General features: G+C 64.9%; 21 protein-coding genes and 1 pseudogene. 13 read left to right on the top strand and 9 right to left on the bottom strand.

What is annotated here, in order from left to right; translation table 11 throughout:
- The first annotated feature begins 4 nt into the window (after window positions 1–4).
- From WD006_RS22920 to WD006_RS22900, 5 genes are all read left to right on the top strand, one after another.
- Window positions 5–1,144, top strand: a complete 1,140-nt coding sequence (locus WD006_RS22920) for a hypothetical protein (RefSeq protein ID WP_029308683.1) — start codon at window positions 5–7, stop codon at window positions 1,142–1,144.
- Between the two features lie 108 nt (window positions 1,145–1,252).
- On the top strand, window positions 1,253–2,725 hold the full coding sequence (locus WD006_RS22915) for an acetate kinase (protein ID WP_011518084.1): 1,473 nt from the start codon (window positions 1,253–1,255) through the stop codon (window positions 2,723–2,725).
- Between the two features lie 168 nt (window positions 2,726–2,893).
- Window positions 2,894–3,406, top strand: coding sequence for a hypothetical protein (locus WD006_RS22910; protein WP_008643456.1), 513 nt, complete (start codon window positions 2,894–2,896; stop codon window positions 3,404–3,406).
- Between the two features lie 283 nt (window positions 3,407–3,689).
- Window positions 3,690–4,829, top strand: a complete 1,140-nt coding sequence (locus WD006_RS22905; protein ID WP_008643458.1) for an ABC transporter substrate-binding protein — start codon at window positions 3,690–3,692, stop codon at window positions 4,827–4,829.
- A 30-nt stretch (window positions 4,830–4,859) separates the two neighbouring features.
- Window positions 4,860–5,639 carry an SDR family oxidoreductase gene (locus tag WD006_RS22900; protein WP_011518085.1) on the top strand — a complete coding sequence of 260 codons (780 nt, stop codon included), beginning with the start codon at window positions 4,860–4,862 and terminating at the stop codon, window positions 5,637–5,639.
- 22 nt (window positions 5,640–5,661) lie between these two features.
- On the opposite strand, the gene WD006_RS22895 is transcribed toward WD006_RS22900, so the two are convergent.
- Window positions 5,662–6,561 carry a LysR family transcriptional regulator gene (locus WD006_RS22895; RefSeq protein ID WP_029308682.1) on the bottom strand — a complete coding sequence of 300 codons (900 nt, stop codon included), beginning with the start codon at window positions 6,559–6,561 and terminating at the stop codon, window positions 5,662–5,664.
- Window positions 6,562–6,684: 123 nt separating this feature from the next.
- On the opposite strand from WD006_RS22895, the gene WD006_RS22890 reads away from it, so the two are divergent.
- The 4 genes and pseudogenes from WD006_RS22890 (at window position 6,685) to WD006_RS22875 (ending at window position 10,302) form a co-directional block, all read left to right on the top strand.
- A complete protein-coding gene (locus tag WD006_RS22890) occupies window positions 6,685–8,046 on the top strand; it encodes an acyclic terpene utilization AtuA family protein (protein WP_029308681.1) in 1,362 nt (453 codons plus the stop codon).
- Between the two features lie 12 nt (window positions 8,047–8,058).
- Entirely contained in the window at window positions 8,059–8,403 is a 345-nt protein-coding gene (locus tag WD006_RS22885; RefSeq protein ID WP_011518088.1) for an AtuA-related protein, read from the top strand.
- Between the two features lie 42 nt (window positions 8,404–8,445).
- Window positions 8,446–9,432 carry a Bug family tripartite tricarboxylate transporter substrate binding protein gene (locus tag WD006_RS22880; RefSeq protein ID WP_011518089.1) on the top strand — a complete coding sequence of 329 codons (987 nt, stop codon included), beginning with the start codon at window positions 8,446–8,448 and terminating at the stop codon, window positions 9,430–9,432.
- 119 nt (window positions 9,433–9,551) lie between these two features.
- A pseudogene (locus tag WD006_RS22875) lies at window positions 9,552–10,302 on the top strand (NADPH-dependent F420 reductase).
- 60 nt (window positions 10,303–10,362) lie between these two features.
- Here the strand turns inward: WD006_RS22875 and WD006_RS22870 are convergent.
- Complete coding sequence (locus WD006_RS22870) at window positions 10,363–10,752, bottom strand: GNAT family N-acetyltransferase (RefSeq protein WP_008646522.1); 390 nt, start codon at window positions 10,750–10,752, stop codon at window positions 10,363–10,365.
- Between the two features lie 226 nt (window positions 10,753–10,978).
- On the opposite strand from WD006_RS22870, the gene WD006_RS22865 reads away from it, so the two are divergent.
- A complete protein-coding gene (locus tag WD006_RS22865) occupies window positions 10,979–12,469 on the top strand; it encodes an AMP nucleosidase (protein ID WP_011518091.1) in 1,491 nt (496 codons plus the stop codon).
- Between the two features lie 117 nt (window positions 12,470–12,586).
- On the opposite strand, the gene WD006_RS22860 is transcribed toward WD006_RS22865, so the two are convergent.
- The 3 genes from WD006_RS22860 to WD006_RS22850 form a co-directional block, all read right to left on the bottom strand.
- Complete coding sequence (locus WD006_RS22860; RefSeq protein ID WP_375198994.1) at window positions 12,587–13,249, bottom strand: OmpW family protein; 663 nt, start codon at window positions 13,247–13,249, stop codon at window positions 12,587–12,589.
- Window positions 13,250–13,599: 350 nt separating this feature from the next.
- The gene (gene leuA, locus WD006_RS22855) at window positions 13,600–15,297 is read right to left on the bottom strand and encodes a 2-isopropylmalate synthase (protein ID WP_175582393.1); all 1,698 of its coding nucleotides are present in this window, start codon (window positions 15,295–15,297) and stop codon (window positions 13,600–13,602) included.
- Window positions 15,298–15,405: 108 nt separating this feature from the next.
- Complete coding sequence (locus tag WD006_RS22850) at window positions 15,406–15,555, bottom strand: hypothetical protein (RefSeq protein ID WP_011518094.1); 150 nt, start codon at window positions 15,553–15,555, stop codon at window positions 15,406–15,408.
- Window positions 15,556–15,827: 272 nt separating this feature from the next.
- On the opposite strand from WD006_RS22850, the gene WD006_RS22845 reads away from it, so the two are divergent.
- Complete coding sequence (locus WD006_RS22845) at window positions 15,828–17,213, top strand: hypothetical protein (protein ID WP_011518095.1); 1,386 nt, start codon at window positions 15,828–15,830, stop codon at window positions 17,211–17,213.
- 292 nt (window positions 17,214–17,505) lie between these two features.
- On the opposite strand, the gene WD006_RS22840 is transcribed toward WD006_RS22845, so the two are convergent.
- The 4 genes from WD006_RS22840 to WD006_RS22825 all read right to left on the bottom strand — a co-directional run bounded on the left by WD006_RS22840 (window position 17,506) and on the right by WD006_RS22825 (window position 21,262).
- Window positions 17,506–17,826, bottom strand: coding sequence for a DUF6587 family protein (locus tag WD006_RS22840; protein WP_011518097.1), 321 nt, complete (start codon window positions 17,824–17,826; stop codon window positions 17,506–17,508).
- A gap of 15 nt (window positions 17,827–17,841) precedes the next feature.
- Window positions 17,842–19,704 carry a ferrous iron transport protein B gene (gene feoB / locus WD006_RS22835; protein ID WP_029308676.1) on the bottom strand — a complete coding sequence of 621 codons (1,863 nt, stop codon included), beginning with the start codon at window positions 19,702–19,704 and terminating at the stop codon, window positions 17,842–17,844.
- A 23-nt stretch (window positions 19,705–19,727) separates the two neighbouring features.
- Window positions 19,728–20,030, bottom strand: a complete 303-nt coding sequence (locus WD006_RS22830) for a FeoA family protein (RefSeq protein WP_011518099.1) — start codon at window positions 20,028–20,030, stop codon at window positions 19,728–19,730.
- A 338-nt stretch (window positions 20,031–20,368) separates the two neighbouring features.
- Complete coding sequence (locus tag WD006_RS22825) at window positions 20,369–21,262, bottom strand: LysR substrate-binding domain-containing protein (protein WP_029308675.1); 894 nt, start codon at window positions 21,260–21,262, stop codon at window positions 20,369–20,371.
- 143 nt (window positions 21,263–21,405) lie between these two features.
- Here WD006_RS22825 and WD006_RS22820 point away from each other — a divergent pair, with 143 nt between their 5' ends.
- Window positions 21,406–23,202 (top strand): acyl-CoA dehydrogenase family protein, encoded by a 1,797-nt coding sequence (locus WD006_RS22820; protein ID WP_029308674.1) that lies wholly within the window; start codon window positions 21,406–21,408, stop codon window positions 23,200–23,202.
- A gap of 130 nt (window positions 23,203–23,332) precedes the next feature.
- The gene (locus tag WD006_RS22815) at window positions 23,333–24,331 is read left to right on the top strand and encodes a Bug family tripartite tricarboxylate transporter substrate binding protein (protein WP_008646175.1); all 999 of its coding nucleotides are present in this window, start codon (window positions 23,333–23,335) and stop codon (window positions 24,329–24,331) included.
- The last annotated feature ends 17 nt before the right edge of the window (window positions 24,332–24,348 follow it).

The raw sequence follows: 24,348 nt of genomic DNA, 5'->3' as shown, positions 1-24,348 counted from the left end.
CATCATGGTCCAGACAACCATTTCACCCGCACCAAGATGCACGGCCAGGTCGACAACCGCGGCCGTGCTGCTTGGCGCGGGGCTGGCCTGCGCGGGCAATGCCCACGCCGGTGTCGAGACCTTGGCACCCGAGTCAGCCGATACCGCGGGCGTGGCGACTCCAGTCGCCATCGACCTGCCTGCAATGCCGACGCCGAAACAGCTGTCGGCGCTATCCGAAGATCCAATCACTGTTGCGGCGCGTGCCGCAGACCCCATCGTTGCGGACAACGTCGCGGAGAACGTGTCCGGGAAAGCTGTCGAGTCGATCGCCGAAGCGCCTGCGCGGGGAGTAGAACCGGTGGACAAGGCGTCCGTTGCGCGGCATCACCCCATCGGGGACACGCTCGTGGCTGCCATGACAATGGCCACGCGGGAGCCCGCTGCGCAGGTGGCCGAAGCACGCGACGGCATGGCCAGGTGGAAGCCGGTCGCGCAGGCGCGGCTTGAAGAATCGCGTGGCGGTTTCGATGTCGCCGGTTTGCAGGTTGGCTTCGGTATTGACCGCGCCGTCTTCGTCAATGGCGCGCTGGCCGTGGCCACGAGCATCACGATTCCCAACATCAGCAGCATCACCTCGGCACAGGCCGCGCAACTCGCACAGGCCCTGGCGCCGGTGACTGTTGCCGTAACCGGCGCCAACAGCATAGCGAGCGCGGCGATTGCTGCCGCGCAGGCTGCAACGGGTCAGGCCGGTCAGGCGGGACAATCCGCGACCACGGCAGCGAATGGCGCGGCAGCCAGCGCGCAAGGCGCTGCCGGTGTCGCGGCGTCCACTTCGACTGCAGCAGCAAGCGGCGGGATCGCCCAGGCAACGGGCGCCGCCGGCGTAGCGCAACAACAGGCCGCGACCGCCGTCGCGGCGGCGGGCACGGTCGTCACCAACGGCCTGCTCACGGTGATACAGAACGGCGCGGCCAACACCGCGAACGTAGGTTCGGTAGCGAACATGCCGGCCACGGTTATCCAGAATACCCTCAACAACCAGAATATCCAGAGCCTGATGACGATCAACGCCAGCGTGAACACGCTGGCGGCATTCCGCGCGCAAATGGCAAACACCGCGCTGAACAGCGTCATTCCAACAATGGCCGGCATGAAGTAACAGCAATAAGGCAGTCGCAGGAAACTTTGGTCGTGGAAAGGAAGACATCGACGAACTGGTAGCGGGCCTTAGCGTTTTTGCCCGCCGTCCTCGGGGGAGGTAGACGTCATGAAGAAGCGCTCGCTGCAGGGCATTGGTCTTGCCAGTTGCTCTACGATGTGCCTGCTTGGCGGCATGGCTCATGCGCAGACTCCGCCCGACGATGGGCCGCCGGCGGCCGCCAAGCTCGAAACGCTGCAGAAGGAACTGACCGAACAGGCGAAGCAGCTGGAGGCGATGAAACGGGCGCTGGCCGAACAGGAGGCCACGATCCGCGAACTGCGCAGCACGGTGGATAGCGAATCGCTGGCGCGCAAACGTGGTGGCCAGGCCGGGGTAGGCACCGGCGTGACGCCGAGCAACATGGCGACCAATGCCGCCGCGGCCGCGGCGGGCGCCAGCGCCACACAGATCAACAGCACGGCCCAGCAAGGCGTACAGGCCCAACAGGCGCCATCCGACGCGCCGCCGCAGGCCGTGGCGCCACAGAACGTGCAGCAGGGCCAGGCCGCGCAGGGCGACCAGCAAGGCGAGTCCGCCGCGGGTCCCGAACAACCGGTGGGCAGGCCGCCGGAGCGCGATACGCGTCCACCAGAGATCGCGCCAATCTTCGACCAGCCTGGCGTACTCACGCCCCAGGGCAAGATCGTGATCGAACCGAGCTTCCAGTACGGCTACTCGTCGAGTGACCGCGCGGTACTGGTCGGCTACACGGTGATTCCCGCGCTGCTGATCGGCCTGATCGACGTGCGCGAGATCAAGACGTCGACGTACATCACGTCCATGGCCTTCCGCTACGGCATTACCAAGCGTCTCGAGATCGAAGCCAAGGTGCCGTACGTGCATTCGAGCAGCGATACCGTCAGCCGCGAAATCTTCACCGGCACCGCCGTCGACAACGCCTTCAATGCGAGCGGCAGCGGCCTGGGCGACGTTGAGGCGACGTTGCGCTACCAGCTCAACTACGGCAACGAGAAGATGCCGTACTTCATCGGCTGGCTGCGCTACAAGTCGAACACCGGCAAGGATCCGTTCGAGGTGGTGACCGATTGCGTGACCCGTTGTGTCAGCAACACTACCGGCACCGGGTTGCCGCTGGGCATGCCGACCGGCACCGGCTTCCAGGCAATCCAGCCTGGCGTCACGTGGCTGTTGCCGACCGATCCGGCGGTGTTCTTTGGTACCTTCAGCTACCTGCACAACTTCGCGCGTGACAACATCTATCGCACCGTGCTGAACGGCCAGCAGGAATTCCTCGGCAAGATCGCACCGGGAGACATCTTCGAGTTCAACTTTGGCATGGGCCTGTCGCTCAACGAGCACGCGTCGTTCAGTATCGGCTACGACCAGAGCATCATCTGGCCGACCAAGCAGAACGGGCAGACCGTCCCAGGCTCCGTGCGCATCACGCAGGGCACGCTGCTCGTGGGCTACTCCTATCGCTTCAACAACCGGTACACACTGAACCTTTCGGTGGGCGCGGGCCTGACGCGAGACACACCGGATCTGACGGTGACGGTGCGTCTACCGATCACATTCTGATGGCGTTCGCACAGGCGAAGTGACGCGCGAAATTCTCCGTTTGGCACCCCACTTCCCGTCATCCATTCGGTACCTTGCGCAGGCTTCGTGGAGAGAGTAGAACAGCTACTAACCCGTCCCGAAGACGGATCATCAGAGTACGGGGCGGCCTGACAGAGGAGGCTAGTCATGCGCAAACGGATCTTCTGGTTGTTGCCCGACCTGGCGAGCGCGCGCCGTACCATGGACGACCTGCTGCTGGCTCGCATCGAGAATAGCCACATCCATTTCGTGGGACGCGATGGCGCCGACATGACGGGTCTGCACGAGGCAAACCTGTTCCAGACTTCGGACATCGTTCACGCTGCGGAAATGGGTCTGATGGTTGGCGGTGGTGTCGGTATCGTGGCCGGTGTGGTGGTGGCGATGTTCCCGATCGTCAGCGACTCTCCGCAATGGGGCCTGGTCGGCGTGCTCGCCGTGCTGGGCGCCGTGTTTGGCGCGTGGGCCGCGAGCATGATCGGCAGCTCGGCGCCGAACAGTCGACTACGGTCGTTCGAGAAGGACATCGAGGCAGGCAAACTGCTGCTGATGGTGGATGTGCCGCGCGGCCGTGTTGAAGAAGTCGAGGCGCTGCTGCAGAAGGCGCACCCCGAAGCGTCCTTCGCCGGCCTGGATCCTGCTGTACCGGCCTTCCCCTGATCCAAGCGGGGCCAGGCCTCTCCCTTCGCGCGCCCGTCGTGGCGCGCCCCGGCGTGTGTCCCATCACGCGCCATGCTGCGGCCACACCTGAAACCGGTACCGGAGTCTTCAGGTTTCCGGTGTGATGCCGCAGCAACACTTCACCGCACTTTTTGCGCCAAATTCCGCCCTATCCGCCGCTTTGTTTGCTCATTGCCACCCATTGGGTTACCGTCCCCATGCCGCCGCAGTTGCGCGGCGCGCTTAAAAATCAAACACACCAGCGCTACTGGAGGGGTCAACAATGAACGCAAGGCAGTTCGCGTGCGGCATATTCGCCGCCACGCTCGGGTTTGTCGCGCCCATCGCGGCACACGCGGAACCCGGCATCACCAAGAACACCATCCGCATCGGCCAGTCGGCCGGCGTCACCGGCCCGGTGGCGGGCTCGGTCAAGGAGCAGATCGCCGGTGCCCAGGTCTATCTCAATGCGGTCAATGCCAGCGGCGGCGTTGCGGGCCGGCGCATCGAACTGCTGACCTATGACGACGGCTTCGATGCCAAACGCACGCCCGGCAATGTGCGCAAGCTGATTGCCGACGACAAGGTCTTCGCGCTGTTCATGGTGCGTGGCACGCCGCAGAACGAGAGCATCCTGCCGATCATCGGCGCGGAGAAGGTGCCGCTGGTGGCGCCGCTGACCGGGGCCATCACGCTGCATCGACCGGTCAATCGCTACGTGTTCAACGTGCGCGCGAAATACCAGGATGAAGTGGCCAGGGCGATCAATCATCTGGCCACATCCGGCATGAACCGGATCGCGATCTTCTACGCCAACGACGGATTCGGGCAGGACGTCTTCGAGGGGTTCAACACGGCCTTGCAGGCACGTGGCGTGCAGCCAGCTGGCGCGGCGTCGTTCAATCGCCCGATGGGGGATATCAGCCAGGGTGTGGCCAGCGTCAACAAGGCCGATCCGCAGGCCGTGATGGTGATCGGTTCGGGCTCGGAGGCTGCCCGAATCATCCACGAGATGAAGAAGGCCGGTAGCCAGGCGCAGTTCGTCACGCTGTCCAACAACGCAGCCGATTCGTTCATCAAGGAACTGGGCGACGATGCCCGGGGCTTGATCATCACGCAGGTGGTGCCGGGCATGAACTCGAGCCAGATGAGCGTTGCCAGCGAATATCGCGGCCTGGCCAAGGCGCAGAAGGTGGAGCCGAGCAATGCGGGCATGGAGGGCTTCATGTCGGCAAAGGTGCTGGTCGAGGGGTTGCGCCGCGCGGGACCTGAGCCCACACGCGAGAAGCTCGTGGCGGCGCTTGAAGGCCTGCGCGACTACGATCTCGGCGGCATCCTGATCAGCTATAGTCCGACGCGCCACACTGGTTCCTCGTTCGTGGAAATGTCGATCGTCTCGTCGACCGGCAAGCTGATTCGCTGAAGACCGGGGGGCTGCGGTATATTTCCCCGCATGGAAAATGCATCCACAGCCCATCCCTTCTCGCTCACCGGCCGCGTGGCACTGGTCACGGGCGGTGCGCAGGGCCTTGGCCAGGCGATTGCCGCCGGCCTGGCCGCCGCTGGCGCGCACGTCCTGATCTGCGCGCGCAACGCCGCGCGCGTGGACGAAGCCGTCGCGCAACTGCGGGCCAACGGCCTAGGCGCCGAGGCGCTCGTTCTCGACATCACCGATGAAGCCGCCGTGGCCGCGGCGTTCGACGATATCGTCGCCTGTCACGGGCGGCTCGACATCCTCGTCAATAATGCCGGCGCGCGTAATCGCAATTCGATGGCCCACCTCGATGCGGCCGACCTGCGGCAGATGCTGGAGACCAACCTCGTCGCGCCCTATGCGTTGTGCCGTCATGCGGCGCAATGGATGCAGCGTGGCGGGTATGGACGGATCGTCAATGTCACGTCGATCGCTGGCCAGGTGGCGCGCGCCAATGACGTGCTCTATCCCGCCACCAAGGGCGGACTCGATGCGCTGACGCGTGCGATGGCCGCCGATCTGGGCCGCCAGGGCATTACCGTCAACGCCATTGCGCCGGGATACTTCGCTACCGAGCCAAATCAGACGATGGTGGCCGACAAGACCGTGGCAGAGTGGCTGCGCAACCGGACCTCACTGGGCCGCTGGGGCCAACCGGAAGAGGTGGCGGGCGCGGTGGTGTTCCTGGCTTCGCCGGCGGCATCGTACGTGACAGGGCAGGTGCTGGCCGTCGATGGCGGCTACCTCGGCCACTTCTGAGCCCAATCCTCCAGGTCTAGCTCTAGCGCCTGCCGCTCCGGTAATGCGCGCGCAGGCAATCCAGCATCGCGGTTGCCGCCGCCGAATCGCCCCGATCCTTGAGCCGTACCACGCAGATGTCGCGCACCAGCGTGGGCATTTGCATGGGCCGGATGGCCAGCCCTTCGCGCCGGAACTGGAATAGCGCCAGCGCTGGCACGACCGACACGCCCAGACCCGCCTCGACGAGCGCCGCCACGGTAGCCAGGTGCTCGACTTCCATGACTCCGTTCAGCTTGAGCGGATGCAGAGCTGCATCGAGGTGCTGCCTCACGCTGCTGGTGCGCGACAGCTGGATAAATGGCAGTCCGGCCAGGGCTTGTGGCGTAACGCGCCGCTTCCCGGCCAGCGGGTGATCGGCCGGGCAGACCAGATGGAAACTATCGCGCACCAGCGCTTCGACGCGCAGGTCGGCGTCCTGGGCCGGCGCGGGCGCCAGCGCGAAGTCGGCCTGTCCACGTCGCACCAACTCGATGCAGCCGTCGGCGAGCTGGTCGTGCAGTTCGAGCGCGATACCGGGATATTGCTGGTGGAAGCTGGCCAGCAACGGCGGCAGGTCGCCGCCCGCGAGCGACGGTAGCGCAGCGATCGCCACGCGACCCTTGCGGCGCTCGGCATGGTCGCGCAGATCATCGAAGGCCGCTTCGAAATCGCCCAGCAGCCGACGCGCCATCTCCTCGAATCGGCGCCCGTCGGTGCTCAGGTCCACATGTCGTGTGGTGCGTTCGAAAAGCCGGCAGCCCGCCTGTTCCTCGAGCGTCTGGATCAACGCGCTGAATGCCGATTGGGACAAGTGGCACGCCTGCGCAGCGCGCGTGAAATTGCGATGGGTGGCCAGCGCAACGAAAGCGCGCAGGTGCTTGACCGACAGGTTCGACAGCATGGCTCGGGTAGTGGGGATTTATCGGAGATATCGATAGATTAATCCAAATCATCCGTTTGTTAGTGAGAGCCTGCGAGACCTAGAATGGGTTCGCCGTCCTTTTCTTCGAGTTTCGGAAACGCCATGACTGTCCCCTTGCTGATCGGCTCCGGCGCCGGATTTTCCGGTGACCGCACCGACGCCGCCCTGCCAGTGGTGCGCACGCTGATTGCCGCGGGCGGACCTGCCGCGCTGATCTTCGAAACGCTGGCCGAACGCACGTTGGCACTTGCGCAACTGGCACGTCGCGACGATCCCGAGCATGGCTACGAACCGCTGCTGGACCAGCTCCTGACGCCAGTCCTCGGTTTGTGCCTGGTCAACGACATTCCGATCGTCGGCAACTTCGGCGCGGCCAATCCGCGTGCGGCGGCCCGTCGTATCGGCGAGCTGGCGGTGGAGTTGGGTCTGCCGGTGCCGCGTGTGGCCGTCGTGGAGGGTGATGACCTGTCGCACGACGAAGGTCGGGCGCTGCTGCGCGGTATCGTCGGCGACACTTTCCCGGAGGCGCGTTTCGTCTGCGCCAACGCCTACATCGGCGCGCAGGGCATTGCCGATGCGCTGCGCGACGGCGCGCAGGTGGTGGTGTGCGGCCGCGTGGCCGATCCCGCGCTGGCTGTGGGTCCGGCGATGGCGCACTTCGGCTGGGCCTGGGATGACTGGAATCGCCTGGCTGCTGCGACGATGGCCGGCCATCTGCTCGAATGCGGCGCGCAGGTCAGCGGCGGCTATTTTGCCGATCCGGGCATGAAGGACGTGCCCGATGTACACGCCGTCGGTTTTCCGATCGCGCGGCTCGATGCCGATGGTGGCATCGAGGTCTTCAAGGCGGCTGGCACCGGCGGCTGCGTGGATCTGCGCACCGTGAAGGAACAACTTCTGTACGAGGTGCACGACCCCTGCGCCTACCTGACCCCCGACGTGGTCGCCGATATCGGCGAGGTGACCGTCGCGCAGGTCGGTCCGGATCGCGTAGCTGTCCGCAATATCCGAGGCCATGCGCGTCCGGACACGCTCAAGGTCAACCTGTTCTACCAGGGCGGGTGGATTGCCGAGGGCGAGATCTCGTATGCAGGCCCCAATGCGGCGGCGCGTGCGCGACTGGCTGCCGACATCCTTGGCAAGCGCATGAAGGGGCTTGGTTTCGACGTGCCGATCCGCTTCGACCTGATCGGCGTCCTGAGCGTGTTTGCCGATGACGCCGGCGAGATGCTGGCGCGGCTGCAGCCGCATGAGGCCGAGGCACGCGATGTGCGCCTGCGCGCCGCCCTTGCGCACGAGGACAAGGCGGTGGCCCAGGCGCTGCTGCGCGAGGTCAATGCGCTCTACACCTGCGGCCCCGCGGGCGGTGGTGGCGTGCGCACGGCATTGCGTGCGCGCCTTAACGCGATGTCGTGTCTGGCGCCGCGCTCCGCCGTGGCGCCGCGCCATACCCTGTTGTCCTGACCGGAGCCTGCCATGACCGTAACCACAAAGCTCTACCGGTTTGCTCACGGCCGCACCGGCGACAAGGGCGACCGCTCCAACATCAGCGTGATTGCCTACGATGCCCGCGATTTCGATCACCTCGTCGCGCACGTGACCGAAGATGCGGTGCGCGCGTTGTTTGCGCATCGGCACCCCGGGGCCGTGAAACGCTATCTGGTGCCGTCGATCCACGCGATGAACTTCGTCATTGATGGCGCGCTCGATGGCGGCGTCAACGATGCGCTCAATCTCGATACACACGGCAAGGCGCTGGCGTTTCTGCTGCTGGACATGCCGATTCCCTTGCCGCCGCGGTTTGCCGGCGGCGCTTCATGATTGCCAAGCTGTTCCATCACAAAACAACTGGAGGAGACACAGATGTCCGCGTTTCGCAGGCCGCAGGCCCCCGCAGCCCTACTCGCTTTCGCTACGTTCACGTGCCTGGCCTTGCCGGCCGGCAGTGCGTGGGCCGAATTTCCCGACAAGCCGATCCGCTTTGTCGTGCCCTTCGCGGCCGGTAGCGCGACGGACCAGCTCGCGCGCGCCGTGGGCCAGGCCGTGACGCAGGAAGCGAAGGTGACCGTGGTGGTCGACAACAAGCCGGGCGCGAATGGCTTCATCGCCGCCGGCGACGTGGCGAAGGCCGCCCCCGATGGCTATACGGTGCTGATCACCACCAACACGACGCACGCAGCCAATGAGCATCTGTTCAAGAAGCTGCCGTACGACCCGGTCAAGGACTATGCGCCGCTGACGGCGCTGGGCCGTGGCGGCCAGATCATGGTGGTCAATCCGCAGGTACCGGCCAAGACCGTGGGCGAGTTCATCGCGCTGGCAAAGAAGGAGCCGGGCAAACTCAGCTTCGGCAGCGGCAGTTCTTCGTCGCGCATTGCCGGCGAGCTGTTCCAGCAGATGGCGCACGTGGAACTGCTGCATGTGCCGTACAAGAGCAACCCGCTGGCGATCACCGACTTGCTCGGCAACCAGATCCAGATGATGATCACCGACACGGCGACGGGGCTGCCGCAGGTGAAGAGCGGCAAGCTGCGCGCGCTGGGTGTCTCTGGCAAGGCGCGCTCGCCGCTGGCGCCTGACGTGCCGACGATCGACGAGGCTGGCGTGAAGGGCTACGAGATGAGCTACTGGTTTGCGGCCTATGCGCCGGCCGGCACGCCGCCCGCAGTGGTCGGCAAGCTGAACCAGATGCTGGTCAAGGCCGCCAGGAGCGAGACGGCCGCCACCTTCTACCAGTCGACCGGTACCGACGTGTTCACAAGTTCGCCGGCCGAACTTGCGAAGTTCCAGGCGCAGGAATCGGCGAAATGGGGCCGCATCATCAAGGCGGCAAACATCCAGCCCGAGTAAGTTCGCTTCACGCAGAAACGGGTACGCTTTGCGCTGGCAGGGCGTTCCCGTGACAACTTGCGCCGCCACGTGCCGTGATTTCGCCTAGAGTGTCTGGATCGGAACGACTGGAGCGTGTCATGAGCCAGACAGGCAAGGGGTTTCGGAGTGAGCGGCGCGGTTTCCTGATCGGGGTGGCGTCCGCGGCGTTGGGCACCGTGGCGTTGCCGGCGTCGGCACAGTCACTACGCGGCAAGCCGAGATCGAAGATCGGCGTCATCGGTGCCGGCCACATCGGCGGCACGATCGGGGGTATCTGGGTGGGTGTGGGGCATCCGGTGATGTTCTCGTCGCGCCATCCCGAAGAACTCAAGCCGTTGGTCGAGAAACTGGGATCGCTGGCACAGGCCAGGGACCGTGGACCAGGCCCTGGCGTTTTCCAATGTTGTCCTGCTTGCCGTGCCTTACGGCGCGTTGCCCGAACTGGGCAGCCAGCATGACTGGAAGGGCAAGATCGTGCTCGACGCCACCAACGCTGTCGCGCCGCGCGATGGGGCGATCGTCGAGGAGGTCAAAGCCAATGGCATCGGGGTGACCACCGCCAAATACCTGCCAGGCGCGCGCGTCGTGCGTGTCTTCAATTTCACGAGCGCGGGGTCCTTCGCGCGTGAGAGCAATCGCAAGGGGCCGTTGATGGCGGTGCCGATGGCGGGGAACGATGCCGGCGCGCTGATCATTGCCGGCAGGCTGGTACGCGATGCGGGCTTTCAGCCCGTGGTGGTGGGAGGCCTGTCCAGCGCCGACCGCTTCGCGCCGGGAGGCAAGTTGTTCCACATGGAGGGCACGGAAGCGGAATTCCGTCGTGCCATGGCGCAAAATTCCGCGCCGTGATGCCTGAGCCCGTGATGCCTGCTGTGAGACCTGATGAGTGAGACCTTGTGGCGGGCTTGCTCAGCGGCGCCGCCACTCCATCGCCACCATCGACGGCGTGAACCCGAGTTGGCCGAAGAATGCGGCTTCCGACGAGCGCGCCGCGCGTAGAACCCAGGTGATATCCGGATCGTTGCCCATGACATGCCGCAGCAGTGCGCGGCCGACACCGCGGCGACGATGCTGTGGCGCTACGGCAACCATCGAGATATAGCCGTTCGCGATGTCGTCGCAGAGCGCGCGCGCGAAGCCGATGACCTCGCCGCCCTCCACCGCCACTGCGACGCGTTGCGAGTTGGCGATGAGCTGCGCGAACCGTTCGGGATTGCTGACCTGTTGTTCCCAACCATTGGCGGCAAGCAGACGCCGGGCTGCCTCGATATCTGCGGGCAACGGGTTGCGGATTTCCATTGACGATTCCTCCAGCCTGGTACTTGGGCACGCACGCCTTACTCCCACGAAAGTGGGGGTACGCCAGTGCCTTCCGCCACGGGCGCGCGTATGGTTCGCGCGTTTTGGCGACAGAGTGTAGCTAAGCGAACACGGCTGCGTCAAACAACTTTGTCCGTTAAGCCCCCTCGTTCGGTGCCGCACGAGGGCCCGCGCGGGGCCCTGTCGTGTCCCTTGGGCTAGCGGTATGATGCCTGCCATGAATGCCACGATCTTCTCCTCCGCCCACCCGGCAGATCAGCTTGCCGAGTTCAACGACGCAGATAGCGCGCTGGCGCGTATCCGCGAGATCTATGACAGCTCAGTGGCCGCCGTGCGCGCGCGATTTGACGCGTTTGCCCAGGGCAAGCCGCTGCCGTCGGCCGCGCACGCGTGCTATCCATACCTGGGCATCTCGGTCAATCTCGAGACGATGGTCACCGACAGCCGGCCTTCCTGGGGCACGGTGGCCTATCCCGGGGTCTATGGCACCACGGTGACGCGGCCGGACCTGCTGTGCGACTACTACCGCGACCAGATCGAGCGCCTGATGCGTTATCACCGCGTGCCGGTGGTGGTAGGGCTTTCGCGCCGACCGATCCCGCTGCCGTTCGTGATCGAAGCATCGACCACCGATATCAGCTACACGCAGGCGCGTGAACTCGAGGCGTCATTCGTGCTGCCGGAACTGAGCCGCATTGATGACTCGATCGCCAATGGCACGTATGAGCCCACTCCGGGCGAAGCCTGGCCGCTGTCGCTGTTTTCTGCGGAGCGTGTGGATCTGGCACTGCAGCGGCTTTATCACTACACGGGTACCGCGCCGCAGCATTTCCAGCGTTTCGTGCTGTTCACAAACTATCAACGTTACGTCGACGAGTTCGTGACACTGGGCCGTTCGCTGATGGCCGGTGACGGTGGCGATGGCTATGTGCGCTTTGTCGAGCCCGGCGACGTGATCCAGCAACTCGGCGAGCAGGAGCCGGATGACGCGACACGTCCACGCGCATTGCCGCAGATGCCGGCCTACCACCTCGTGCGCGAGGATGGGCTGGGTGTCACGCTGGTCAACATCGGCGTGGGGCCTTCCAACGCGAAGACGATGACGGACCACCTCGCCGTGCTGCGCCCACATTGCTGGCTGATGGTGGGCCACTGCGGCGGGCTGCGCCGCTCGCAGCAGCTTGGTGACTACGTGCTGGCGCATGCGTATGTGCGCGACGACCACGTGCTCGACCACGACCTGCCGCCCTGGGTGCCGGTGCCGCCGATCGCCGAGATCCAGGTGGCATTGCAGGAAGCAGTGGCGCGTGTGACGGGATTGTCCGGTACCGAGATGAAGACACGGATGCGCACAGGCACGGTGGTGTCAACCGACGATCGCAACTGGGAACTGAAATCGAAGTCGCTCTACGCGCGCTTCAACCAGTCACGCGCGATCGCCATCGACATGGAGAGCGCCGCGGTGGCCGCCAATGGCTTCCGACTGCGTGTGCCCTACGGCACGCTCCTGTGCGTATCGGACAAGCCGCTACACGGCGAACTCAAGCTGCGCGGCATGGCGAATGCGTTCTACCGTCAGCGTGTGAGCCAGCACATGACCATCGGGCTGGAGGCGATCCGCATACTGCGTGAGAACGGCGTCGAACAACTGCACTCGCGAAAGCTGCGCAGCTTCGACGAGCCTGCATTCAGATAAGACACCTTCCTCCTTGTCTTACTGAACGAAAAAAAGCGCGCGGTATCACCGCGCGCCTGGAATCGGAGTGAGCCGTCGCGAGCTCAGCCGTTTGACAAGGAGGAGAAAAATCGCCGCTTAGAAGCGATAGCCGACACCGGCGCTGAACAGCCACGGATTGAGCTGCACGTTCGATACCTTCTGGCCTGTTCCATTCGCGTAGACGTTGCTCGAGATCCAGATCTTCTTGACGTCGACGTTGAGGAACCAGTTCTTGGTTACCTTGTAGTCCATGCCGACCTGCAGGGCCGGGCCCACGCTCCAGCGGTCCAGGCCGAGCGTGTTGCCGGCGATGTCCGCGCCCCAGATTCGCGTCACGTTCACACCAGCGCCAACATAGGGACGGAAGGTGCCATTCGGAATGAAGTGGTACTGCAGCAGCAGGCTCGGTGGCAGGTGGCTGAACGTGCCGATCTTCGCGCCATCCAGACGGACATCCTGCTTTTGCGGGATCGTCAGCACCAGTTCAGCGGCAATGTTCGGCACGATGAAGTAGGTAACGTCCAGTTCCGGAATCCACTTGTTGTTGACGCTGATCCGATCAGATGCGCCCACACCGCCAACCGGGTCGGACTTGTTGTCCATGTTCAGGAACGTGCCGCGCAGGCGGATCATCCAGTTGCTCTGCTGTTCGTCGGCGGCCACGGCCGGTGCCGAGAGCGCGCCGATCGTGGCGGCGGTCAGCGCCATGCAGATGGAGGAAACAAGGGTCTTGCGGCGGGGAGAGAGGGTAGTGGTCATGGTCTGAAAGCACTGGACATTGAAAATGTGCGCCCAGTGTGTCCCTTGGTTCCCTTGCAGACCTTGACGTAGCACAAGCAAGAATCACCCTGTTATTGAAAGGGGGATTGATCGTCGCCTGTGCGCGACAGATCGCTACAGCTTTGTGCAAACCGCGATCAAGCTTGTGCGGACAGGGCTTCTAACCACATGCGGAATGATTCGTGGCGCCCACGCGGCCTCCGCCGTACGCTGTGCGCACGTGGTTGTGCACCGCGCATGTCGTGGGCGTCCGAGAGGACGTCTTTCGCGGTGTGCCCTCTGGGGGGAGGGCACACCGGTTTTCTCGGATGCAGGGCATCCGCCAGTCATCAGGCCGCCCTGGCCTCCACGGCTTCCGACATGTCGCGGGTTTGCAGATGGCGATTGATACCGGAGACCACGGCCTTCAGTGACGCTGTGACGATACTGGGATCGACGCCCGCGCCGAAGCCCGTGATCGAGCCCGCGACGCGCACTTCCACATAGCAAGCCGCGTTGGCATCGGCGCCGGTGGTCATGGCGTGCTCGTGATAGTCCATCACACGCACCGCCACGCCCAGGCCGCGCGTGAACGCATCCACTGCCGCATCGATCGGACCATTGCCCGTGCCACGCATGCGCATCGGACGACCATCGCGCACGATATCGATCTCCACTTCCGCGGCGGCGTCGCTGGCCGATACCATGCGATGCGATACGTAGCGCAGTGGCGCCTCGACGTCGAGATACTCGCGGCGGAACAGTGCGTAGAGATCCGCGGCACTGGCCTCGAGCCCGGTGTCATCGGTCATGGCTTGCACCGCCCGACTGAACTCGATCTGCAGGCGGCGCGGCATGTAGATGCCGTGCATCTGTTCGAGCAGATAGGCCATGCCGCCCTTGCCGGACTGGCTGTTCACACGGATCACCGCGTCATAGCTGCGGCCGAGATCGGCCGGATCGATCGGCAGGTAAGGCACTTCCCAGATCGCGTCGTCCTTCTGCTGGGCGAATCCCTTGCGGATCGCGTCCTGATGGGAACCCGAGAATGCCGTGAAGACCAGATCGCCCACGTACGGATGACGCGGGTGCACAGGCAACTGATTGCAGTGCTCGACGCACTGGCGCACTTCGTCGATATCGGAGAAGTCCAGTTGCGGGTCCACGCCCTGTGTGTACAGGTTCAGCGCCAGCGTGACCAGATCCACATTGCCGGTGCGCTCGCCGTTGCCGAACAGACAGCCTTCCACGCGATCGGCACCGGCCATCACGGCCAGTTCCGCCGCGGCCACGGCAGTGCCACGATCGTTGTGCGGATGCACCGACAGCACGATGTGCTCGCGCCGCGCCAGACGGCGATGCATCCATTCGACCTGGTCCGCGAACACGTTGGGGGTGCTGCATTCCACTGTGGTCGGAAGATTCAGAACCATCGGTTGGTTGGCATCGGGCTCCCACACGGCCGACACCGCGTCCGATACTTCGAGCGAGAAGTCGAGTTCGGCCAGGCTGAAGGTTTCGGGCGAGTACTCGTAGGTCCATGCGGTGTCCGGCATGGCATCGGTCAGTTCACGGATCAGGCGCGTGCCGGAGACGGCCACTTCCTTGATCTCCTCGCGCGATGCATTGAACACGATGCGGCGCCATGCGGGCGCGATCGGGTTGTAGAGATGCACCGTCGCGCGCCTGGCGCCGCGCACGGACTCCACCGTGCGGCGGATCAGGTCATCGCGTGCCTGGGTCAGCACGACGATGTTGACGTCCTCGGGGATGCGATCTTCCTCGATCAGCATCCGCACGAAATCGAAATCGGTCTGCGATGCAGAGGGGAATGCCACTTCGATTTCCTTGAGCCCGATCTTGACGAGTTGCTCGAAGAATCGCAGCTTGCGCGCGCTGTTCATCGGTTCGATCAGCGCCTGGTTGCCGTCGCGCAGATCGGTGCTCATCCAGCGCGGCGCGCGGGTGATCTGGCGCGACGGCCAGGTTCGGTCAGGCAAGTCGACCGTGGCGGCGGGGCGATATTTGGTGGATGGATCCTGCAACATGGGCATGAGAAATCTCCTTCCTCGCTAAGGGAAGATGCGACGAATGCGTCAAAAACGGAAAACGGACGGAAAAACGGTGGCGAAAGGCTGCCGAACTGCCACAGGGCTCTAGGCCCGGCAACCGATCGGTAGGCTTAGCAGTAGCGAGGAAGCGCCCAGGGCGCGGCACGACAGCAGGCCCGCGACGCACGCGCGCACGGCGGCATCGATGCGCGAGGCATCGGCGGCGTGGCGGAGGTTGAGTGCGGTAGCGGTCATCGTGCTGGGAAATGTGTCGCAGCGGTTGTGCGACTCAAGGAGCGTAGTGCAGAACACGGGCTGGCGTCAACCTGGAATCGGGCGCGGATCCGCCTGGATGTGCCCTGCATCGGTGCGATTTGGAGCCGTCATGGCCGTTGCGTCTTACGACAAAGGGATGAAACGCGCCCCTTGTGTTGGTTCGCACTCAATCCTCTGGCCGGTATTGCATCCGCCGCATCGCGCCTAGTCTGATTCTGGGAACGGGCCCAAAACTACAAGAGGGGATCATCATGCGGACACGTACGTGGACCACATGGCTCGCCTGTGCGGCGATCGCCATGCTGATGGTGGCATGCGGCGGCGGAGGCGGTAGTTCGGGCTCGGGATCGGCGCCATCCGGCGGCGCGGGCAGTGGCGGTAGCGCCGGTAGCGGCGGCTCCGGCGCGGTAGCGACGTCCTATACGCTGGTGTTGAACCAGACCTCCGGCAAGGTCGCGGTAGGCGACACGATGCCGCTGACTGCGTCAGTCGTTGACAATCTTGGCAATGACGTTACCGGTTCGACCACATTTGCCTGGTCGACCATCAACTCCTCCATCGCCGTCGTGGCGAACGCATCGGTACCGGGCGGCGCGGTGGTGACCGGCGTGGGTCTGGGTATCGCCAACATCAGCGTGGTGGCGACCGTGACCGGCGCCAATAATGCGACGACCGTGCTGCCACAGGCATCGACGACGATTACAGTGGTTGCGCCGGGCAGCAGGACGTACAGCCTTGCGCTGCCGTACCCATCGCTTTCGATGACGGACGGACAGACCCTGCGCGTGACGGCATCCCTGATCGACAGCGACGGCGCGGATCGCTCCGCCAGCGCCACCGGATGGACCTGGCGCAGCACCACGTCGGCGGTGCAGGCCGCAGGCGTGGCCAATGTCGGCGTGCTGCTTGGCGTCAATGGGGGCAGCACCGTCGCGCTGTCGGTGGTCAGCGTCCAGGTCACGGCGCCGGATGGCAGCACCCTGACCGGTGCTTTCCCGGTGTCGGTGTTCCCGACCGGGGTGTCGAGCTTCCGGCTCGTGCTGTCGCAGAACGGCTCGCAGATCAATGCGCTGAACGTGCTCAACGGCTTCCCGCAGACGTACCTCTCACAGGTGGTGCGTAGCGATGGAAACGATTCGACCCCGGATTTCACCGGCCTGTGGACCTTTACGACCACATCGCCATCGTTGCTCGTGTTGCCGGATTCCTCGACGCGTCTCACCACGGTCAGCACCGGTCGGCCGAACGGCGCGTCGCCGCTGCAGAGCATTCTTTCGGAGATGGCCAGCAGCTTGACGCTGAGCGCAAAGCCGCGCGCCACGCTGTTTGTCACGGAGCAACCAACGTGGGCGCTGGTCTACAACGGTCCACAGCCATTGGTGGTGAACCGCCTGGCTGGCGCGACTGTCGCGGTGCAACTGATGCATCGTGGTGTGGATGAGGGCATCACCGGTTGCGGGACGAGCTGGGCGTGGTCGACAACGAGCAGCAACATCGTGGTCGCGCAGTCGGTGCTCGCGCCCAACTCGGCGTCGATCCTGCCGACGGCGGCTGGCCCCTTCTCGGTCACGGCGACGTGCACGGCCGGGGTGGAGGCCATGCCGTTGTCGATCACGATTCCGGGCACGGCACAGTAACGCACTCCTGCGAGGTGCGTACCCGTTTCTGCGTACGCTTGCCTCCTTGGTTTGCCCCCCTTTCCCGCTTGCGGGAGAGGGGCCGGGTGAGAGGGAATAGCGCCTCAAATTGCGACAAGGCGGCAGGCAGAGCCTGCACGCCCACTCCCCCAACCCCTCGCCTGCGTCGTGGGAGAGGGGTGCGCACGGACCAAAGCGTACCCATTTCTGCGAGCGTGGCTCGCGTCCCCGCAAATGAAAACGGCGACCCTTTCAGGTCGCCGTCGTCAGGCATCATCCGTCGATCCCGTCGTCAGGATTTGCGTACGAAGCGGACGATATGCTCGTTGCTGGCGCCGCCCGACTCCGTCGACTTGGTCGAGGTATTGGATCCGCAGGTGCTGCATCCACTGTTCGTATCGCACCCCGTGGCGCAACCGGCAGCCTCGCGCGGCGCGAGTCGTCGCGCGACCCAGCCACGCCAGCCGCTGGCCGATGCTCCGCCCAGCCCCGCGGCCAGGCTCGCTTTCACGCGCTCGCGCGTGCGCGGCATGTAGCGGCCCACCACGTGCACGGCGCAGGCCAGCACGATCAGCGGAACCACCAGCGTTTCAAAGGCTTGATAGAACGTCATGGTCTTTGTGCCCGTTCAACTGAACATCAACGCCACGCGGTACGTGATGAACGACGCGAGGTAGGCCAGCCCGCCCAGGTAGGCGACGGAGGCGGCCATCACCTTCCAGGAGTTGGTTTCGCGACGGATCACGGCGAGCGTGGAGATGCACTGCGGCGCGAAGACGTACCACGCCAGCAGCGACAGCGCGGTGGCCAGCGGCCACTGAGCGGCAATCATCGGTGCGAGCTGCGTGGCCACGGCGTCGTCGCTGCCGGACAGCGCGTAGACCGTACCCAGCGCGCCCACGGCGACTTCGCGGGCAGCCATGCCGGGCACCAGGGCGATACAGATCTGCCAGTTAAAGCCGATCGGGGCGAAGACATGTTCGAGCGCGCGCCCGATCATCCCCGCAAAGCTATAGTCGATCGCCGGCATGGTGGCGCCTTCGGGCGGCGACGGGAACGTCGCCAGGAACCACAGCAGCACCGTCATCGTCAGGATCACGCGGCCGACACGTGACAGGAAGATGCGGGCGCGTTCCCACAGGCCAATGGCGATGTCGCGCGGATTCGGCACGCGATACGCCGGCAATTCCATCAGCAGCGGATGCTCGGTGTGGTCGCGGCGGAACCACTTGAGCACGTATGCCACCAGCAGCGCGCTGACGATGCCGGCCACGTAGAGCACGAAGAGCACCAGGCCCTGCAGGTTGAACAATCCGGCCACCGTGCGTTCCGGGATGAATGCGGCGATCAGCAGCGCGTAGACAGGCAGGCGTGCCGAGCAGGTCATCAGCGGCGCCACGAGAATGGTCGTCAGCCGGTCGCGCGGGTCCTGGATCGTGCGCGTGGCCATGATCCCCGGAATCGCGCAGGCGAAGCTGGAGAGCAGGGGAATGAACGAGCGGCCGGACAGGCCCGCGCTCATCATCAGGCGGTCAAGCAGAAACGCCGCGCGCGGCAGGTAGCCCGATTCCTCAAGCGTCAGGATAAACAGGAACAGGAACAGGATCTGCGGCAGGAACACGATCACGCTGCCAACGCCCGCGATGATGCCGTCCACGATCAGGCTCTTGAGCATCCCGTCGGGCATCGTCGTGCCGACCAGCTCGCCGAACCAGTGCACGCCGGCCTCGATGCCGTCCATCAACGGCGTGGCCCACGAGAACACGGCCTGGAACATGAAGAACAGCAGCACCGCCAGAATCGCCAAGCCGAAAACCGGGTGCAGCACCACGACGTCGAGCTTGTCCTCGAACTGCGCGGTGCGCGTGGGCACCGTGACGGCGACGTCGAGCAGCCGCTTGACCTCGGCGTGCGTATCGAGCTCCGACACGCTATCGAGCGGCTGGGCCTGTGGCGCCGGTGGCAGCGTGTCGTCGAACAGCTTGATCAGCGATGCAGCGCCATCGTGCTTGACCGCGACGGTTTGCACCACTGGCACGCCAAGTTCACGCGACAGCGCTTCGCGATCGATCTTGATGCCGCGCCGTTCGGCGGCATCGCTCATGTTCAGCACCACCACCATCGGCACCCCAAGGCGGCGCAGTTCCAGCACGAAGCGCAGGTGCAGGCGCAGATTGGTGGCGGCCACCACGGACACGATCAGGTCCGGGCGTGTCTCGCCCGGGCGCTGGCCCAGGCAGACCTCGCGCGTGATGGCTTCATCCAGGCTGGCGGAGTCCAGGCTGTAGGCGCCCGGCAGGTCGAGGATGCGAACCGTGCGCCCGCCCGGCGATACAAACTGGCCTTCCTTGCGTTCGACGGTGACGCCCGCGTAGTTGGCCACCTTCTGGCGGCTGCCGGTGAGACGATTGAACAGTGCGGTCTTGCCGCAGTTGGGATTGCCTACCAGCGCAATGCGCAGGGCGGCGGTGGGATTCTGTGCGACTGACATGTGAGTGCGAAGAGGCAGGCCGGTTACGCGATGCGCTGCGATGGCGGCGCTTCGGTTTCGCCGGCTGGCGCGATGCTGGTCACGGTGGCGCTGGCCACTTCCACGGTGATGCGGGCGGCTTCCGAGCGGCGCAACGCGAATCGCGAGTAGCCAACCTGGGCAACGAGCGGATCCTTGCCGAACGGTCCGAACGCGATGATCTGCACGGTCTCGCCGGGCACGAAGCCCAGGTCGCGCAGACGGCGCGCAATGGGATCATGCGTGAATTCGTCATCCACGGATTTCACAACGGCGGCAGTGCGCCGGGGCAGTTCAGACAACCGCATATGCTTCCAGTCCAGGGGCGCGATCAGCGCCGCGCGGCAGGCTCGGAACCTGCCGGCTACGTAAATAGAAATCGTTCTCGATTGTATAGCATTCGTAGCCGTTTGGCGCTTTGACGGTGGTTTACCGCGCATCGCATATTGGGAAATCGACGACGATTTGCCCCCGGTAAACCCCCCTTATGTTCCGAATAACACAATTGCGGTATTGGTTGCGAAGTCGCCTCGGGGCTAAGCTGCAAGCACGCTGAACACCCCGTTCCACGCGTACTTCTCAAGCCACTGGCTTCGGCCAGTGGCTTCTTCTTTTGGCGTATTCCTGGCGCCTTCTTGCCGAGTGTCTAGATGTCGGCCACGCTGGCGGCCAGCCTGACCATTTCGACGAAATGGTCGCGTGCCGGGTGATCCGGCGCCTGCTTCCACACGCAATACACCTCCGAAGGCACGGTCGCATCCGCAAGTGGCCGAAACGCGGCGCCTGCCATGCCGGAGCGTGCCATCGCAGCAGGCACCACGGCAATCCCCATCCCCTGTGACACCAACGACACCACGGACAGCCAGTGCCGCACCTCATGGCGAATCTGGGGATAGAAGCCGTGCGCGGCGCACATATCGAAAATGCGGCTGTAGTAGTCGGGCGACGCCTTGCGGGAGAACAGGACGAATGGCTCGCCGCGTAAGTCAGTGAGCGCTACCGTATCCTGTTGGCCAAGCGGATGCTTGGCTGGCATGCAGCAGACGAACGGTTCGCGGTGCGCCAGCGTGGTGGCCAGCTCATCCGGCACGCGGCTGGTGTGGACAAAGCCCGCATCGAGTTCACCGTGCAAAAGTGCATCAATCTGCTCTTGTGAGTTCAGCTCTGTCAGGGCCACGTGGATGCCGGGATAGCGCGTCTGGAACTCCTTCAGGCGCTGGGGCAGCCCACGATAGAGCATCGACCCCACGAAGCCGACCCGCAGCCGTCCCACCGCGCCGGCCTCGATCTCCCGCGCCAGTAGCCGGGCTTCCTCGGCCTGCGCCAGTAGTGCCATGGCCGATTCCCGAAACGCGCGTCCGGCCGCGGTCAGGCGCACGCCACGGCTGTCACGCTCGAACAGCCGGGCGCCGACCGAGGCTTCGAGTTGCTGGATATTGAGCGATAGCGGCGGCTGCGAAATCGACAGTCGCCGTGCGGCGCGCCCGAAATGAAGTTCCTCGGCGAGCACAAGGAAGTAGCGCAGATGTCGGAATTCCATGGTGATACAAAATTTGTATTGATCGAGCCAATTTTAGAATTAGACACGAATCGTTGGGGTTTGAATAATGGACGCAAACCATCCCGCCCGACAGCCGCCCGACAGGCATCGTGTCCAGGACGGGGACTTCCAGGAGACGATTCATGCCGACCAGCGCCGCGCGCCCAGCCGCGTCCACCACCGCGTACCCCGAAGTTGCCGCGCATCCGGTGCCAGATCGCCATGGCGCGAGTCTGTTCACGGCCGATCCGGACCTGCGCGCGCTGCTGCCGCTCTACCTGCCTGCTGACCTGTTCAACCACCTGCTGCCGCACCTCGAGCGCATGGGCGCGCTGGCCGGCGGCGTGCTCGACGAACTGGCCAACGAGGCCGATCACGCGCCGCCCACGCTGTCGCACCGCACCCGCACCGGCCTGGATGCCCAGCGCATCCATAAGCATCCGTCCTACGTGGAACTGGAGCGCGTGGCGTTCTCGGAATTCGGGCTGGCTGCGGCGTCGCATCGCGGCGGCGTGCTCGGCTGGGACAAGCCAATGCCCCCTGCCGCGAAGTACGCACTGACCTACCTGTTCGTGCAGGCCGAATTCGGCCTGTGCTGCCCGCTGTCGATGACCGACTCGCTGACGCGCACGCTGCGCAAGTTCGGCGATCCGGCGCTGGTCGACCGCTTCCTGCCGAACCTGACCACGCAGGTGTTCGACGACCTTTACCAGGGCGCGATGTTCATGACCGAACAGGGGGCAGGCTCTGACGTCGCCGCCACGACCACCCGTGCGATTCGCGACGGCAACGCCGAGGGTGGCTGGCGTCTGGTGGGCGACAAGTGGTTCTGCTCGAATCCCGATGCCGCGCTGGCGATGGTGCTGGCGCGGGTGGAGGAAGCCGACGGTTCGGCCGTTGCCGGTATCAAGGGCGTCTCGCTGTTCCTGTTGCCGCGCACGCTGGCGGATGGCAGCGCCAACCACTTCCGCATCATCCGTCTCAAGGACAAGCTCGGCACACGCTCGATGGCTAGCGGCGAGATCCGGCTGGAGGGCGCGCACGCCTACCTGGTTGGCGAACTGGGCCGTGGTTTCGTGCAGATGGCCGACATGATCAACAACTCGCGCCTGTCCAACGGCGTGCGCGCGGCCGGCCTGATGCGCCGGGCGTTGACCGAGGGCCAGTTCATCGCCCGCGAGCGCCGCGCGTTCGGCAAGCGCCTGGCGGACATGCCGCTGATGCGTCGCCAGTTGCTGAAGCTGACGCTGCCCACGGAGCAGGCGCGCACGATGGTGTTCCAGACTGCCGAAGCCCTGCGCCGTGCCGACGCGGGCGATGCCGACGCCTATCCGCTGATGCGCATCCTGACACCGCTGATCAAGTTCCGCGCCTGCCGAGACGCACGCAAGGTCACGGGTGATGCGATGGAGATCCGCGGCGGCTGCGGCTACATCGAGGAATGGAGCGACCCGCGCCTCGTGCGCGACGCGCATCTCGGTTCGATCTGGGAAGGCACGAGCAATATCGTCGCACTCGACGTGCTGCGCGCAATTCGCCGCGAGGGCTCGCTGCCCGTGTTGCAGGCACACCTGCAGGCGCTGCTTGGCGATACGCCGATGCACGCCACCGCGCGCGCCACGTTCGATCTGGCCCTGGCCAACACCGTCGCGCTGGCGACCCATGCGGCAGAAGCCGGGGCCGATGGCGACGTGCTGGCGCGTCAGGCGGCTTCCGCGCTGTATCACGTGACCAGTGCCGTCGCCATGGCATGGGAAGCCGGCCAGATCGGTTCGGTTCGCCGGATGCGGCTGGCGCAGCTGGTGCTGGTGCATCGCGTGTTGCCGCAGGATCCGCTCGGCGGCGGCGTCGAGCCAGAATGGCTGGCCGAAACCGTGGAGCCGTCCGCCGATGGTGTGGTGCGCGCGGCGGGGCCCGTGGACCAGATCAACGTGTTCTGACGGCTCACCAAAGGAAAGCTGGATAACACCCAGAGAGCACCCAGGCAGTACGGTGCGCCCGCAACGGCGCACCTCGCGCGCCCGCGGCGCGCATTCCAAACATAAAAAGCTTTACCGGAGACAACCCATCATGCCCCAATGGCACCGCCGCGCGGCCCTTGCCGCGCTGACCTCGTTGGTCGCCTGCACGTTCACGCTTACCACCACGCCGGCCTTCGCGCAGAAGGAATTCCCGAGCAAGCCGATCATGCTGGTGGTGACCTATCCGCCCGGCGGACCCACCGACGCGATGGCCCGCACGCTGGCCGCTGCGTTGAAGAACAGCCTTGGCCAGCCCGTGGTCGTGGAGAACCGCGCCGGCGCGGGCGGCAATATCGGCGCGGAAGTCGTCGCGCGTGCCGAGCCCGATGGCTACACGCTGATGTTCGGCACGTCGGCGCCGCTGGCCATCAACGTCAGCCTGTATCGCAAGATCAACTACGACCCGGTCAAGAGCTTCGCGCCGGTGATCCAGATCGGCCAACTGCCCAATGTGCTGGTGGTAAATCCGAGCGTGCCCGCGAAGAACGTGCAAGAGCTGATCGCGTACAGCAAGGCGCATCCGGGCAAGCTGTCCTATGCGTCGTCGGGCAATGGCGCATCGTCGCACCTGGCCGGCGTGCTGTTCAACAACCTGGCCGGCACCGACTTCCAGCATGTGCCATACAAGGGCACCGGCCCGGCGCTCAATGATCTGCTGGGTGGGCAGGTCAGCATGACGTTCACCGATGTGCTGACCGCGCTGCCGTTCATCAAGAGCGGCAAGGTGCGCGCGCTCGGGGTGACCACGAAAGGGCGTTCGCAGGCATTGCCCGATGTGCCCACCGTGGCGGAACAGGGTGTTGCCGGCTTCGATGTTTCGGTATTCTTCGGAGTGGTAGCACCTGCAGGTACGCCACCGGAAGTCATCCGCAAGCTCAATCACGCATTTGCCGATGCGTTGGCACAGCCAGACGTGCGCAAGACGCTGCTGGCACAGGGGCTGGAGTTCGCGCCGGCCACCACGCCAGAGCAGCTTGGTGGCTTCGTGAAGTCGGAAGTCGGCAAATGGCGTTCCGTGGTGCAGAAGTCGGGCGCGCAGCTCGACTGATCATGACAAGAACAGGA

The organism is Cupriavidus sp. Met-2, assembly GCF_049843575.1.
GTDB lineage: Bacteria > Pseudomonadota > Gammaproteobacteria > Burkholderiales > Burkholderiaceae > Cupriavidus > Cupriavidus metallidurans.
The sequence above is the reverse complement of the archived record's forward strand: the minus strand, read 5'-3'. Positions and strand labels throughout refer to the sequence as shown.